The organism is Pseudidiomarina sp., assembly GCF_048267825.1.
Taxonomy (GTDB): domain Bacteria; phylum Pseudomonadota; class Gammaproteobacteria; order Enterobacterales; family Alteromonadaceae; genus Pseudidiomarina.
In genome coordinates, this window is record NZ_JBLWWR010000006.1 from 1 (window position 1) to 13,393 (window position 13,393).

Below are 13,393 nucleotides of genomic sequence, written 5' to 3' on the forward strand. Positions count from 1 at the left end.
CTTGTAAACTTCGCCAAATTCATCAACTTCCATTTTACCGATGGAAATTGATGATAATCATAAACAGACCAGTCCGGTTCTAAGCCGTTAAAACTAAGCAGAAATTGCTTATCCGCCTCGTTCAAACTCCGACGTATCGTCTTTATCAGCTTGTTTCGTGTTGCTTCAAAATCAGTATAATTAAATACAACATTACTCATGCCTTCAAACCGGTTCTCAAAAGCTGCCCTTTGGTCAAGTAAGTTGAGGGCAAGCATTTCATGTGTTGGTCGATTGCTACTAATCAGCGCGAATAACAAGCCCCGTTTGATTTCATCAGTAAACCTCTTTCGCAATTTCCGGCAACACATCGAGTAGCAGCTTTACCTGTCTTTTATAAGCTTCGTTCATTCCATTGACTCCAGTTCCTTTGGTACAGTGATTTGGTATTTCGGGATGTAAACACCGTTGGCTACTATCGCACGCTTACCCGAGCCTAGGTTTACACTGCTTAAATCAAGATATTGCACCCAGTCGTGATTTGCTTTCTCGGCCAGATAAAGAAATAAGCGTTTCACTTTTGTCGCCATAGCGTATTAATGCACCCGCCCCGATGCTCTCAAACCACTGGCTTTTTTTATAGCGTTGCTGCAAGTCGAGGCTGTAGCCATTTTCAACAAGCCAAGATGAACAGAGCACGACGCCCAATGGTTGGGAGCTCAGCAGCCGGTTTAATTTTGATGATATATCCGCACTCATGGTACCAACCTGTTAATCATTTCAAACTACAGGTTGGTTTATATTTTCAATTATGTCAGTACTAATGGTGCTAATTTTTATTAAATTTCAAACCCCAAAGCCTATCGAGGATTTAGATAAATTGTCACCCGACTAAATATTTCCTGTTCCTTCTGGCCTAAAACCAAGCCAAAAAGGTGGAATTTTTTCCACCTAAAAACTCAGGTTTTTCGGAAGGTTCAGAATTTTTTGTCGCGAGGCAAAGGTCAAAAATTGAAATTTCAGAGTCGGTATCCTGTGACCAATTTTGTCATTAAACGGTCTCAAAAGTGTCGATTTCGACGCAACACAGAAAGTCAAAACACCGTTTAATCCCTTGCTACGCCTAGCTTTAACGATTTACCACCGAACCCGTGACTGCCCTCCGGAGGCAGAGGTCACAGGTTCGACTCCTGTCGGGTGCGCCATATATCAGGGCCTTAAACGCAATAGTGTCCGCTAACTAAACGCTTTATGGGACCACTTTGGGACCATTTCATTTCGTATTCCAGCAAGACACTCTAATCTTGACGTCTAGCCTTCCACTTTTCTGGCGGATTACAATGTTTTATTTGCGGCCTTGTTTTCATACATTCGCATATCAGCAAGCTTTAACAGGCTGTCTACTGAATTTACCTCTTCTGTGCTGCAGGCTACACCTATACTGATAGATAGATGGATAGGTACGCCATCGACCACAAGTTCGCTACCTTCTACAGTTTGACGAATTTTAGCTACGAGTATATCGGCTATTTTGGAGTCTCTTATGCGGTTTAAAACTACTAGGAATTCGTCACCTCCCATGCGAGCTACTAAATCAGTGCTGCGAACAGCCGCTTGCATACGTTGCGCCACACACCGAAGGACCTCATCGCCAGCATAATGACCTAGATTATCATTGATCTCTTTAAAATAATTGAGATCGATTGCAACGACAAAAAAGTCGTCTTTTGGATTTTTATCTGCAAATCTTCGGTTTAGATAGTCTACAGTAAACCTACGGTTGACAAGATGGGTCAACGAATCAGCATTTGCTCGTTGTCGTTCAGCGAGATAATATGCCCACAGTAACGTGACTAGGCCAAATAGCAGTACATAGACAAGTAGGCTCCCCCAACGTACCAATGCAAGAAATAGGGTTTGATTCTTCTCAAGTATCGGAAAAAATTCAACCGCAATCCACCACTCGCCATTCGGGATTAAAAGTTTCCCGCTGTAATCGGCCACATTAAATAATGCTTCGTCCCCTTCAAAAGTTTGACCGGATTTACCAGTACCATTGATGCCACGTATAGCAATTTTGGTGTTCTCAATTCTGAACAATCCTGCGTCATTAATCAGTTGCTCATAATCAATAACAACGCTAACCGTGCCCCAGTAGTCTAAATTAACCGGATAATCGTTAAAGACCGGGATTCGAGCAATAAGTCCTCGCCCACCTTGCACAAGATCGACGGGCCCTGCAAGATATATATCCCCCCTTTCTCGAGCGGCAATTACAGTTTTGTATTGTTCGGGAACTGTTCGGAAGTCGAGGCCTATGGCCTTCTCGTTGCCTTCAAAAGGAATAACATGAACCAGCACATCGTTTGGCCCCATGCCTATGCTGCGAACATGCTTTGATTTTTGCAGTAATCTGTTACCGATTTCGTCGAAGTTTTCTGCCGCACTCTTAGGGTCAATGTTAAAAACTGTAGCAAGGCTATCGACCAAAAACACATCACGAAACAAACTTGATTCTAAATTAGACTTAGCAAGCAGAAATTGACTATTCAACTCCTCTACTCTTTCACTTTTTAATCTATCGTCAAGGAGCGTAACAACGGAACTCGTAAGGTATATAACAATAAGGAGTCCGAGCCCAAATAATGACAGTATTCCAGCGATAGTGCGCTTGCGTAAGTTCAAAAATAAGTCCTGTGTCGCTTTTTATTCGATTATTTTATAGGTTTACCTTAAAACTCATAACCCTGCAATATGTAAAACTCAGGTGTAACTACCCCGAAAAATAATACAGCTCACTCGTAGAATTTCTTTTAAACTAAAACTAAGGAATTTTACGATGAAAAACCACATGACATGATCGCTTTGCTTATTCAGCACGGCGTTATGTCGTCGCTGACCTTTACCGGAGTCGGAGCTGTGCTTAAACCAAAAATCGTGATTCCTCAGCAGTTCATACACGAGCAACCAATTCATCATGGCGAAGAATTTGGTGTGTTGTGTTGGAATACTCAGAAACTTACCGAAACATCAGATTTTCAACGTGTTTTGGCTGGCATTTTAGCAAGCTACCCCTGTCTATTTTTGTTGCTTCAAGAGGCAAAGCTGACACCGAAAAATAACTGGCTACTACCGCAATGGTCTTATGCTATTGCTCCAAATATGCAAACACGTCGCTCTGTTTATGGTGTACTCACCGCAAGCCAGTATGCTTTTACAGAAGCTCAAACTCGACTGAGCAGAAAGCGCGAAGGCATGTTCGCAACACACAAAAGTTACATGCTCTCGTATCACGCGTTAGCAGAAGGTGGCTCATTATTAGTTGTCAATGTTCATGCGATGAACTTCGTTCGTGTGAACCAATTTTCTCAAGAAATAGAGTTCATCAAAGAAGAGATATTAGGGCACCAAGGACCGCTTATTGTGGCTGGTGATTTTAACGTGTGGAGCCGTCAACGCCGGTTGCGATTGCTGCAATTTTGTCGCAGCGTGGGTCTACGACAAGCTATTATGGTCGACCCTCATCATATTAAAACCTACCGGCAGCACCCTCTCGACTTCATCTTCTACCGCGACCTGTCACTGCAAGGAACCTCAGCGATCGATACAAATAAAGTTTCTGACCATAATCCTCTTTATGCACGATTTAAGTTATAGCGACGCATTCAGCTTGGCTTACAGGTGCTCAGCTAGTACGACCAACTTGTGTCCTTTACAAATAAAAGGTTGCAACAGCTCACCTGTAACTGTATAAATATACAGTGTTTTTTAACTATCCATAAGGATGAACTATGGCGGTAGTAACTCAATACGTTGTTGTGCGAGACGGAGAGGAAAAGATGACATTTACCACGAAAGCTGAGGCCGATGCCCACGACAAGATGTTGGACATGGTCGATGGGCTGCTTCCCCTGCTCGAGCGTAGCGAAACAATCACCGATGAAAAAATGCTTGAAGACCTTGCCGTTTTTCTAGCGCGCGAACGCGAACATGTATTAATTGCCTTAGGCGCAAAAAAACCGGCGAAGAAAAAAACCTCGAAACCTGCGGACGTGCCGGCTAAATGATATTAAGCTGTTATTAAAACGCAGGGCTTCCTCTCAGTGTGGTGGCAACTTGAAATCAAGGCGGTTACCGACTTATGACTCTAGATCAGTGGCTTATTCTCGCAATTCTTGTGGCAACCGTGGTGATGTTCTTGATAGGTCGCTGGCGGCACGACATGGTTGCGTTGGCGGCACTTTTAGCCTGCGTTATTGCGGGGCTTGTTGATGGTTCTGCTGCATTCAGCGGCTTTGGCCACCCAGCTGTCATAACCGTAGCCTGTGTACTCATATTGAGTCAAGGCCTACAAAACTCAGGCGCGGTTGACGCTTTAACACGAGTCGCTTTGCCCGCTAATGCAGGTACGACCCTAAGCATCAGTGCGTTGATTGGCTTAGGTGCCCTGCTCTCGGGCTTTATGAATAATGTTGGCGCTATGGCGTTGTTAATGCCAGTTGCTGTGCATGTTTCGAAACGACTTGAGCTCACCCCAGGCCAAGTATTGATGCCCCTCGCTTTCGGTACCATTTTAGGTGGTATGACAACGCTGGTGGGAACACCACCTAATATCATTGTGTCAGGCTTTCGAGCCGAAGCAGGCCTAGGTAGTTTCGGTATGTTTGACTTCACGCCTATTGGCGTTGCCGTTGCCGCAGCGGGCGTGATTTTTACCGCTGTCATTGGCTGGCGATTGGTACCTGCACGCAAGCAAGCGGGAGTCGAAGGCTTTGAGTCAGGTGCGTACATCACCGAGGTTCGAGTTGACGAAGGGAGCAAGTCTGACGGCTTATCGTTGCATGAGATTGAGGCTGAATTGAAAGATGTCGATGCACAGATAATTGGGATTGTGCAGCACGAAGTGAAAATCATTGCCGCAAACCCAGGGCGTCGCGTTCATGCTGGCGACATATTAATGCTGGAAGCAGAAGCCGATGCGCTCAAGGATGTATTATCCATACTGGGGCTTAAGCTGGAAGAGTCAGTCGAAGACCAAGAAGAAGAAACTGACTCGAACGATGAAACAAAAACCGACGAAGACGACGACAGCGAAGAGAGCAAACAAAGCGAAATTGTTCTTTTAGAGTTAGTCGTTCAACCGAGCTCTCGACTCGTAGGCCACTCTGCGAAAGACATCCTACTGCGCACGCGATATGGCATTAATTTGCTCGCATTTTCACGCGAGGGTAAGCGTTCAATGAAGCGGCTGCGTGCCATCAACTTTCAATCTGGTGATTTGCTGCTGATGCAAGGCCCACCTGAGGCTATTGCGGAGTTCGCCGCAGACAACGGCTGCGTACCGTTGGCACAACGCGAGCTTCGCATTCCAAGCAAAGCCAAGATTTGGCAAGCTAGTTCAATCATGTTGGGCGCTATCGCTGTCGCCGCGCTTGGGTGGCTTCCAGCCGCGGTGTCGTTTGCTCTTGGTGTACTCGCCTCGATGGCATTGGGAACGGTGTCGCTACGCAAAGTGTACGAAGCGGTCGATTGGCCGGTCATTGTTCTCTTGGGCGCATTGATACCTGTTGCCGGGGCCATGGAATCAACGGGAACCGCTGCGCTTATAGCCACATTCCTGGTCGATAGCGTTGCCCAGGGCAACGCCATCATTGGATTGCTTGCTATTTTGTTGGTGACGATGTTCTTGTCCGATTTAATGAACAATGCCGCCACCGCAGCGGTGATGTGCCCCATAGCAATCAGTATTTCATCCGTACTCAACGTAAACCCGGATTCATTTCTGATGGCCGTTGCCATCGGCGCTTCGTGTGCGTTTTTAACGCCAATTGGGCATCAGAACAATACGCTGATATTAGGGCCTGGTGGATTCCGATTCGGCGACTACTGGAAGTTGGGCCTACCCATCCAAGTGCTCGTGGTTGCCGTTTCGATGCCTCTGCTTCTTATCGTGTGGCCGCTTTAATTAAACGTAGTTTCAACCGACCAAACCGCAATCAGCCCCGCGCCACTGGCATACGGGGCTCATCGCTGTCTAGAATATGTAAATGAACCCAACGCCGACTTCGGCTTCATAATTATTGCGAGCTATTGGGCTGTCCGAAATATCGTTACTGTATCGCTCATAGAGCGCCTCGACGAAAACCTGCCAATTATCATTGATATAATTACGGTAATTGTAATGCACACCAATTGAACGGAAACCTCCGTCTAGGTTGGTTTCATCCAGACCCGATGCAGTTGCTTGTGCTGCGTCGATGCCAAAGTCAGTATTGGCAAGATCGCTGTCGTGAAAAACCGCAACGACAGAAAGCTCAGAACCAGACCCGTCGATCTGCTCGCCGAAGCGACGACCCACGCCAAAAATACCAAGATTTCCGTTTTCACCGGCTACAACGCGGCCATCCAACCAATAACGCCAGTCAGCATCGAAAGCCCGACGCGCTTGGAAGGCGAACTCAACCCCTTCATCTGTGGCGCCGAGTCCGTCCAACCGACCGTCATCGGAATCGCTTTCTTCACGCCCTTCTTCGAAGCCCACGATGGCTTCTAATAGCCAGGTGTCAGAACGAAGTCCGCGCCACCCCAACGCCTCACCGGCAAAGAAAAAGATGTCATCCCCTCTACGCCACTGCACTGCGCCAGCAGGTTGGGCTTCTAAGCCGAACTCATCCGAACCTTCATAGGCAGACTCGTATTCAACACCCAAGCCTAATCCAACGGCCCAGCCATCTTGACCCTTGGTAAAATCATCAAGCGACGGCAAAGGCACCAAAGCTGCATTTTCTTCCTGTGCTGATGCTGTCTGAAAGCAAAGGGCGCTTGTGCACAATGCCAACAATAGACCTGTAACCTTTTTCATGTGAACTCCTCCAACATGTGTTGGTATAGAAAGACTTCTTAAAGCATAAGCATATTACTTAAGGATTATTTGAGTAGATCACATGCACCCATTTTATATTTTTAAACGTACTTGCATTTTTACTATGCGTCACCTAGTATACTTTACTGTGTTATATACAGTATGTAGTACACAGTACTTATTAGGATTCCACATGACAACAGCACAACTGGATAAACTGAAGCTTGAACTGAGGCGTGGCGTGTTAGTTTTGGCGGTACTCGCATCGTTAAAGACACCGCACTACGGCTACTCCTTGCGCAAACAACTGCACGAAGCAGGTGTCGACATTGACGAAGGCACGCTTTACCCGCTTATTCGCCGACTGGCTGATCAAGGCTTACTTGATAGTGAATGGCAACAAGGTGACGGCCGCGAACGCCGCTACTATCAATTATCGGAACTTGGTGCTGAATTACTTGAGCAACTCATTCAAGAGTGGCAGACATTAAATGGTGCTGTTACCCCCTTGCTAACCGGTAACAACGATAAGGAGCAAAACTAATGGATATGGTAGAACGCTATATAGCAGCAGTACAGCGCGAGCTTCCTGAAGATAAACGCGATGATATAGGCCGCGAATTAAAGGCCAATATCCTTGATCAAATAGAGGCCCTCGAAGCGCAACAAGGTCAGTTCAATGATAGTGATGTGTCCAGTTTGCTCCTTTCTATGGGGCACCCGCGAGACGTTGCTATAACGTATTACCCACCCAAGCCACTCATTGCTACTTCATTAATGCGACTCTACGCAAGTACCTTATATATGGTGCTTGGTGTGCTCTTTGTTATCTCCGTCATAGAAGTAACCAGCAACTGGTTAGGTGGGAATAGCATGGGCATAATTCGCTTTGTTCTGGCTATTGCGAGCGACTTTATCAATAGTGCCTTTTTCGCGTTTAGTGCCATCACTATTTCGTTTGCTGTCATGTCTCGCAGTCAAACCAACGGAAATAAACCTCGCACGTGCCGCTGGAGTCCAGAGAAACTGCCGACTGCCAGCAAAAGCTGGCAACATATCGGCTTAGACAACATTTTCACTGACTTAGCCACCCTGCTTTTTTTGATTTTACTCATATGGTATCCACTGTGGCGAAGCGACAGTAATTCCTTATTCTCTGCCGACGCACTGGAAATTTTACGGTGGTTCACGCCGGTGATTGTTGTGGCGGTAGTACACAGCCTGTGGCAACTTCGTGTGCGGTTGTGGAGCGCCAGCATGTTATGGCTGAATATAGGTGTGAATGCGGCATTTTTAGTTGTTTCACTTATTTTGATGCAAACTAAAGTGCTACAAGTCGAGTCTTTGCCAACTCTCGGCGATTGGGGAATAAACGTTGCCCAGTATGGCATTAATACAATTTTGATTGCGGTTGCGGTTATTTCTTCTTACGAAGTTATTCGCGATGCGCGCCGAATCCGGCGCTTGTGAGAGTCATCTGAGTGCGCAAACTAAGCGCGGCAATCGCCACAAATTTCGGTTGTTGCCGCGTAAGCGAAGCTTTTTGCCATCAGGTGTCGCACTGACTCATCGCAGTAATGCTTACGGGTTACATGCGTGTGTGAGCGCAAGCGTCCTTTTAGAACGTTATTGCCAACGTCGGTCAGTAATGGATTATTTGGATCGGTTGTTGGCCCTGAAGCTTTTGCTTTAAGTTCAGGTGGCAAAGCCAGTACCGGCACTGTAGCTGACAGTTGCGCAGCCATGAAAAACGCTATCGAATACCGTTCAACGCCGTCTATGGGGCTCTCAACTTTATGATTTGTCGCTTTCAATAACCCATTGGAAGCGAGCTCTAAGAGTTCACCTATATTAACAACCAGCGCACCAGGAATGGGTGCCACGTCAATCCATTCATGATCACGCTCCACTTTAAGACCACTTTGTGAGTCTTGCATAACCAGCGTGAGGTATCCGGGGTCTTTATGCGCGCCCACACCTTGCTGGCGTGACTCCTGCGCGGGATAACGAATCAGCTTGGCGTGTGTATAGGGTTGTCCACCAATAGTATGATCCAGTGCATTGCGGTCTACGCCTAACGACTCGCAGAGTTTCTGCAGTAAATTAACTGTTATGCCACTTAACTTATGTTGCAGTGTCGTTAATTTAGGCTTGAGTTTTGGCATGGCACTCGGCCACAAGTTCGGTCCAATGAGCTTTTGCCAAGGGTACTGCAACTGTTGCTCAGGCAGTGCCTGTTCTTCATTCATCCAATCAAATTGCTCACGGGCATCAAGTCGACCTGCGGTCATTTCGTTGCCCATGGCGTTATAGCCACGAAAATGGGGCGACTGAATCATATCAACCCTTTGTTTTTCTTCCGCCGAGAGTTGAAAGAACGCGCGACTCAATTCAAGGTATTCGTGCTGAGCTTGATTCGTTATGCCGTGATCAACAAGGTAGAAAAAGCCGACTTCGCTGGCAGCGTGGCGCAATTTATTCAAGCCATCGACAGAATCGAGCGATGCCATAGAAATAATCGGTAATGTCGCAGCGTTCATAAGCGCCTCCTAGTAGCGTAGTGGCGCTCAATATATGACACTCGCTATAATTTATGAACGAACGAATCCGTCTATGTTAGATTGTTTCGCTATAGCTGGAGGCTTTTAATATTCTGGGGCTGGCATTTTCTCGCGTGCGCAGGTTAGTCCTGCGCTTTATTCAAGGCCTGAATTGCGAAACTTCCCAACCAATGCCCACCTTCGTAGCTGTCACCTATCAAGTTCGGGTACGAATACGCCATATGCGCATCTGCCACAGCGCTCAAATGAGCATATTGCGGGAATTCGTTTGCTAAGGCATAAAGGTTCCAGGCACGGCTAAAATTTAAACCGTCCAAGTGCACCAGTTTACCGTCGCTGCGGTCACTTACTTTACCCACTTCTAAGCTGTAGTTTTTATCAGCCAATTGCGGCATAAATGCGTTTAACCACGTCAAGAACTCTTGCTTTGGCAACACCCGTTGCATCAAGCCCATTTCTTCAAGACACGGTGAAATGAAATCATAACCACTCGGCTCCCAGCTGATTGGGCAGTTTTTATCAGCAATAAAATACGTTTTGGCGCGCTGTTCAATCAGTGTCTGCAGTTCGCTCAGCTCATGATTGACTGCGTAGTCATAGGCGAAGCTTAAGCCAAACGCTGTATTGGTGTGCTCACCCACGCGCACTGGGTAGAGTAATTGCGGCAAAAATTTGAGATAACGATCAATAATGACATCCGTCAATGGCTGTAAATTAGCAGCCAATTCTTGTCCGAACGGATCTTCCCATGCATTCAACTCGTCCGCGAGCTTTAACAGCCACGCCCAGCCATAAGTACGCTCGAACGTTTTATTAATCTCCTTGCTAAAGAATGCTGCCTCGCGCAACCCGTTTTCTTGCGTGATATTGCGTTTTAAGACTTCCCGCGCCTGTTCGGCGTTCTCCATATCAGGAAATTGTCGCAACAACGTTACCAACGACCAGTAACCATGTGCTGCACTGTGCCAGTCAAAGCATCCATAAAATATCGGATGATGCTGCGAAGGTTCTTGCAAATCTTCAGCACTGCCAAGCACAATGCCGGTTTTATAAGGGTAAGGCGTTTCAACACAATGTAGGGGTAGCGCCACTAACTTATCTGCTTCACTCAGCGTTAACTTGTTCTCCGAGTCATTGCTGGCGAACGCTTGGCCAGAAAACCCCAATGCTATAAATAATGCACTGCTGATAAGATAGCTTTTGTTCATCTTATTTCCTTTCTGAAAGTTGAGTTAATTCTGAGGATATGCGCTACAGCTTAAAACAAATGACCGGGCAATGTTGACATTAATTTTGCGGTTCGGCTGCCTGCCCAGTAAACTCAATATACAACCAACAAAAAAACAACTGAGTGAAGTTATGGCTGCTTTTGGTAGTGTATTTATGCCTGAAATGGCGCTGAGCACCTTCAATGGTGAGCACTGGAGCGCAGCGCAAAACGTGGCGGCAGATAAAATTAGCCTGCACCCGGGCGCCCATGTACTGCATTATGCCAGCACCTGTTTTGAGGGGCTGAAAGCGTTTCGGCATGAAGACGGGTCGATTAATATTTTCCGAATGGACGCGAATATCAAACGGTTAGCTCAAAGCACCCACTTACTTACGTTGCCTTCGTTTTCTTCCGAATTAATTGAAGAAATGATTGTTGGCATCGTTAAACGTTTTGCGACTGAAGTGCCTGAACCTCCGGGTTCTATGTACATTCGGCCTACCCATATTGGTACTGAGCCAACGATTGGCAAAGCGGCGGCGCCAAGCGCGACATCAATGCTCTATGTACTTCTTTCACCTGTCGGTGACTACTTTAGTGGCGGTGCAAAACCACTGCGTCTGCTATTGGAACAAGATGGCATGCGCTGCGCGCCGCATATGGGCATGGTTAAAAGTGGGGGCAATTACGCCAGCGCCTTGCAACCCATTCTTCAAGCGAAGCAGGCGGTAAATGCCGATCAAGTTTTGTTTTGTCCAAATGGTGATGTGCAAGAAACGGGGGCCGCGAACTTCCTCTTAATCGATGGCAATGAAATTATTACCAAAGACCTCGACACCAGCTTTTTACACGGCATTACGCGTGACTCGTTACTAACACTCGCGCGCGATATGGGCATGCAAGTAAGTGAGCGAAAACTTAGCGTGGATGAGCTACTGCAGCGCGCAAGCAAGCCACATACCGAAGCATCATTGTCAGGTACCGCAGCGGTGATGACGCCGGTTGGCACCTTAATCCACAACGGCAAAGACTATACCGTGGGCAGTGGTGGTGCGAAAACGCCCACAATTGATAAGCTTCGCAGCGCGTTAAACGCGCTGCAATGGGGGAAAGCGCCCGACCCTTACGGCTGGTTGACCCGCGTTTAAGTACCAAGCTTGCTACAGTAACTCGTTAGAGTTGCTGCCGCAGGTAATCATCATAAGTGCCAGAGAAGTCACGCATGCCCTGATCAGTCAGCTCAATAATGCGCGACGCCAGCGATGATACAAATTCGCGGTCATGGCTCACAAACAACAAGGTGCCTTCGTAGTGTTCAAGCGCCAAGTTTAAGGCTTCAATGGACTCCATATCCAAGTGGTTGGTTGGTTCATCCATAATCAAGATGTTTGGCCGTTGCATGATTAATTTGCCAAATATCATGCGGCCTTTTTCACCACCTGAAAGAATCGTGACAGGCTTTTTAATGTCGTCTTGCGAAAACAGCATACGCCCAAGCACACCGCGTATAGCCTGCTCGTCATGATGCGGTTGTTTCCATTGACTCATCCAATCAAATACACTGATTTTATCTTTAAACCAATCTGCGTGGTCTTGTGCATAGTAACCAATACTGACGTTTTCAGACCATTTGATAAGTCCGCTTTCTGGTGTGTGCTGGCCGACTAAGCATTTCAGCAAGGTGGTTTTGCCAATACCGTTGGCGCCTAAAATTGCGACTTTCTCGCCAACTTCAATCATTGTGCTCAGGTTTTTTAGCACCTTCAAATCATCAAAAGACTTATTCAAGCCTTCTATTTCTAGCGCCAGCCGATAGAGCTTTTTCTCTTGCTCAAATCGAATGAATGGACTGACGCGACTTGAAGCCTTCACCTCAGCAAGCTGAATTTTTTCAATTTGCTTGGCGCGTGAAGTTGCTTGTTTTGCTTTTGAAGCATTCGCAGAGAAGCGGCTCACAAACTGTTGCAGCTCGGCAATCTTCTCTTTCTTTTTAGTATTTTCATTCAATAACTGTTCGCGTGCTTGCGTGGCTGCAAACATATATTGATCATAATTGCCTGGGTAAACGCGCAATTCGCCATAATCAATATCCGCCATATGCGTACACACACTATTTAAGAAGTGGCGGTCGTGCGAAATAATGATCATGGTGGCTTGACGCTCATTCAGCACATTTTCGAGCCAACGAATGGTATTGATATCCAAGTTGTTGGTTGGTTCGTCAAGCAACATGATGTCCGGTTCAGAAAACAGCACCTGCGCCAGCAACACTCGTAATTTAAGACCTGGTGCAATATCACTCATCAATCCAAAGTGCGCTTCCAGCGGTATGCCAACGCCAAGCAATAGTTCACCTGCACGCGACTCCGACGTGTAACCGTCCATTTCCGCAAACGCGACCTCAAGGTCTGCAACGCGCATGCCATCGTCTTCACTCATGTCGGCCATGCCATAAATGCGATCACGCTCTGCTTTAACCTTCCACAGCTCTTCATGGCCCATGATTACAGTGTCAATTACACTGTACTGCTCATAGGCGAACTGATCTTGGCGTAATTTACCGACGCGCATATTTGGCTCAACCGAAACGTTGCCGGCTGATGGCTCAAGTTCACCACTAAGAATGCGCATAAACGTAGATTTGCCGCAGCCATTTGCGCCAATCAAACCGTATCGATTGCCTTCGCCAAACTTAACAGAGATATTTTCAAAAAGAGGTTTTGCACCAAATTGCATGGTGATATTTGCAGCAGAAATCACGTTGTACACCCGAACAAAAAA

The 13,393-nt window shown here is 46.7% G+C and carries 13 protein-coding genes and 1 pseudogene; 6 read left to right on the forward strand and 8 right to left on the reverse strand.

Annotation, left to right across the window (positions count from 1 at the left end):
* The 4 genes and pseudogenes from ACN0UN_RS06405 to ACN0UN_RS06420 form a co-directional block, all read right to left on the reverse strand.
* A pseudogene (locus ACN0UN_RS06405) lies at positions 1–200 on the reverse strand (nucleotidyl transferase AbiEii/AbiGii toxin family protein); the annotation flags it as partial.
* 186 nt (positions 201–386) lie between these two features.
* A complete protein-coding gene (locus tag ACN0UN_RS06410; RefSeq protein ID WP_417659262.1) occupies positions 387–557 on the reverse strand; it encodes a type IV toxin-antitoxin system AbiEi family antitoxin domain-containing protein in 171 nt (56 codons plus the stop codon).
* A complete protein-coding gene (locus tag ACN0UN_RS06415; RefSeq protein ID WP_241967844.1) occupies positions 496–738 on the reverse strand; it encodes an AbiEi antitoxin N-terminal domain-containing protein in 243 nt (80 codons plus the stop codon). The genes ACN0UN_RS06410 and ACN0UN_RS06415 overlap by 62 nt, the downstream gene beginning before the upstream one ends.
* A gap of 576 nt (positions 739–1,314) precedes the next feature.
* Positions 1,315–2,532, reverse strand: a complete 1,218-nt coding sequence (locus ACN0UN_RS06420) for a diguanylate cyclase domain-containing protein (protein ID WP_417659263.1) — start codon at positions 2,530–2,532, stop codon at positions 1,315–1,317.
* 303 nt (positions 2,533–2,835) lie between these two features.
* Between ACN0UN_RS06420 and ACN0UN_RS06425 the strand changes: the two genes are divergently transcribed.
* The 3 genes from ACN0UN_RS06425 to ACN0UN_RS06435 all read left to right on the forward strand — a co-directional run bounded on the left by ACN0UN_RS06425 (position 2,836) and on the right by ACN0UN_RS06435 (position 5,944).
* Positions 2,836–3,636, forward strand: coding sequence for an endonuclease/exonuclease/phosphatase family protein (locus ACN0UN_RS06425; protein ID WP_417659264.1), 801 nt, complete (start codon positions 2,836–2,838; stop codon positions 3,634–3,636).
* Positions 3,637–3,770: 134 nt separating this feature from the next.
* Complete coding sequence (locus tag ACN0UN_RS06430) at positions 3,771–4,046, forward strand: YebG family protein (RefSeq protein ID WP_339879315.1); 276 nt, start codon at positions 3,771–3,773, stop codon at positions 4,044–4,046.
* Positions 4,047–4,120: 74 nt separating this feature from the next.
* Positions 4,121–5,944, forward strand: a complete 1,824-nt coding sequence (locus ACN0UN_RS06435) for an SLC13 family permease (protein WP_417659265.1) — start codon at positions 4,121–4,123, stop codon at positions 5,942–5,944.
* 69 nt (positions 5,945–6,013) lie between these two features.
* On the opposite strand, the gene ACN0UN_RS06440 is transcribed toward ACN0UN_RS06435, so the two are convergent.
* Complete coding sequence (locus tag ACN0UN_RS06440) at positions 6,014–6,841, reverse strand: MipA/OmpV family protein (RefSeq protein WP_417659266.1); 828 nt, start codon at positions 6,839–6,841, stop codon at positions 6,014–6,016.
* 193 nt (positions 6,842–7,034) lie between these two features.
* On the opposite strand from ACN0UN_RS06440, the gene ACN0UN_RS06445 reads away from it, so the two are divergent.
* Both ACN0UN_RS06445 and ACN0UN_RS06450 read left to right on the forward strand, forming a co-directional pair.
* Positions 7,035–7,385, forward strand: coding sequence for a PadR family transcriptional regulator (locus tag ACN0UN_RS06445; RefSeq protein ID WP_417659267.1), 351 nt, complete (start codon positions 7,035–7,037; stop codon positions 7,383–7,385).
* Positions 7,385–8,311 carry a hypothetical protein gene (locus ACN0UN_RS06450; RefSeq protein WP_417659268.1) on the forward strand — a complete coding sequence of 309 codons (927 nt, stop codon included), beginning with the start codon at positions 7,385–7,387 and terminating at the stop codon, positions 8,309–8,311. Before ACN0UN_RS06445 ends, ACN0UN_RS06450 begins: the two co-directional genes overlap by 1 nt.
* Before the next feature lie 20 nt (positions 8,312–8,331).
* Here ACN0UN_RS06450 and ACN0UN_RS06455 read toward each other — a convergent pair whose 3' ends face one another.
* Positions 8,332–9,381, reverse strand: a complete 1,050-nt coding sequence (locus tag ACN0UN_RS06455) for an isopenicillin N synthase family dioxygenase (protein ID WP_417659269.1) — start codon at positions 9,379–9,381, stop codon at positions 8,332–8,334.
* Positions 9,382–9,524: 143 nt separating this feature from the next.
* Positions 9,525–10,610, reverse strand: a complete 1,086-nt coding sequence (locus tag ACN0UN_RS06460) for a DUF2891 domain-containing protein (protein ID WP_417659270.1) — start codon at positions 10,608–10,610, stop codon at positions 9,525–9,527.
* Positions 10,611–10,680: 70 nt separating this feature from the next.
* Here ACN0UN_RS06460 and ACN0UN_RS06465 point away from each other — a divergent pair, with 70 nt between their 5' ends.
* Complete coding sequence (locus tag ACN0UN_RS06465) at positions 10,681–11,760, forward strand: branched-chain amino acid aminotransferase (RefSeq protein ID WP_417659271.1); 1,080 nt, start codon at positions 10,681–10,683, stop codon at positions 11,758–11,760.
* A gap of 25 nt (positions 11,761–11,785) precedes the next feature.
* On the opposite strand, the gene ACN0UN_RS06470 is transcribed toward ACN0UN_RS06465, so the two are convergent.
* The gene (locus ACN0UN_RS06470) at positions 11,786–13,372 is read right to left on the reverse strand and encodes an ABC-F family ATPase (RefSeq protein WP_417659272.1); all 1,587 of its coding nucleotides are present in this window, start codon (positions 13,370–13,372) and stop codon (positions 11,786–11,788) included.
* Between the last annotated feature and the right edge of the window lie 21 nt (positions 13,373–13,393).

Coding starts and splice junctions, on each gene's coding strand:
- ACN0UN_RS06415 (WP_241967844.1), bottom strand. CDS start 738: ATGAGTGCGGATATATCATCAAAATTAAACCGGCTGCTGAGCTCCCAA.
- ACN0UN_RS06425 (WP_417659264.1), top strand. CDS start 2,836: ATGATCGCTTTGCTTATTCAGCACGGCGTTATGTCGTCGCTGACCTTT.
- ACN0UN_RS06430 (WP_339879315.1), top strand. CDS start 3,771: ATGGCGGTAGTAACTCAATACGTTGTTGTGCGAGACGGAGAGGAAAAG.
- ACN0UN_RS06435 (WP_417659265.1), top strand. CDS start 4,121: ATGACTCTAGATCAGTGGCTTATTCTCGCAATTCTTGTGGCAACCGTG.
- ACN0UN_RS06440 (WP_417659266.1), bottom strand. CDS start 6,841: ATGAAAAAGGTTACAGGTCTATTGTTGGCATTGTGCACAAGCGCCCTT.
- ACN0UN_RS06445 (WP_417659267.1), top strand. CDS start 7,035: ATGACAACAGCACAACTGGATAAACTGAAGCTTGAACTGAGGCGTGGC.
- ACN0UN_RS06450 (WP_417659268.1), top strand. CDS start 7,385: ATGGATATGGTAGAACGCTATATAGCAGCAGTACAGCGCGAGCTTCCT.
- ACN0UN_RS06455 (WP_417659269.1), bottom strand. CDS start 9,381: ATGAACGCTGCGACATTACCGATTATTTCTATGGCATCGCTCGATTCT.
- ACN0UN_RS06460 (WP_417659270.1), bottom strand. CDS start 10,610: ATGAACAAAAGCTATCTTATCAGCAGTGCATTATTTATAGCATTGGGG.
- ACN0UN_RS06465 (WP_417659271.1), top strand. CDS start 10,681: ATGTTGACATTAATTTTGCGGTTCGGCTGCCTGCCCAGTAAACTCAAT.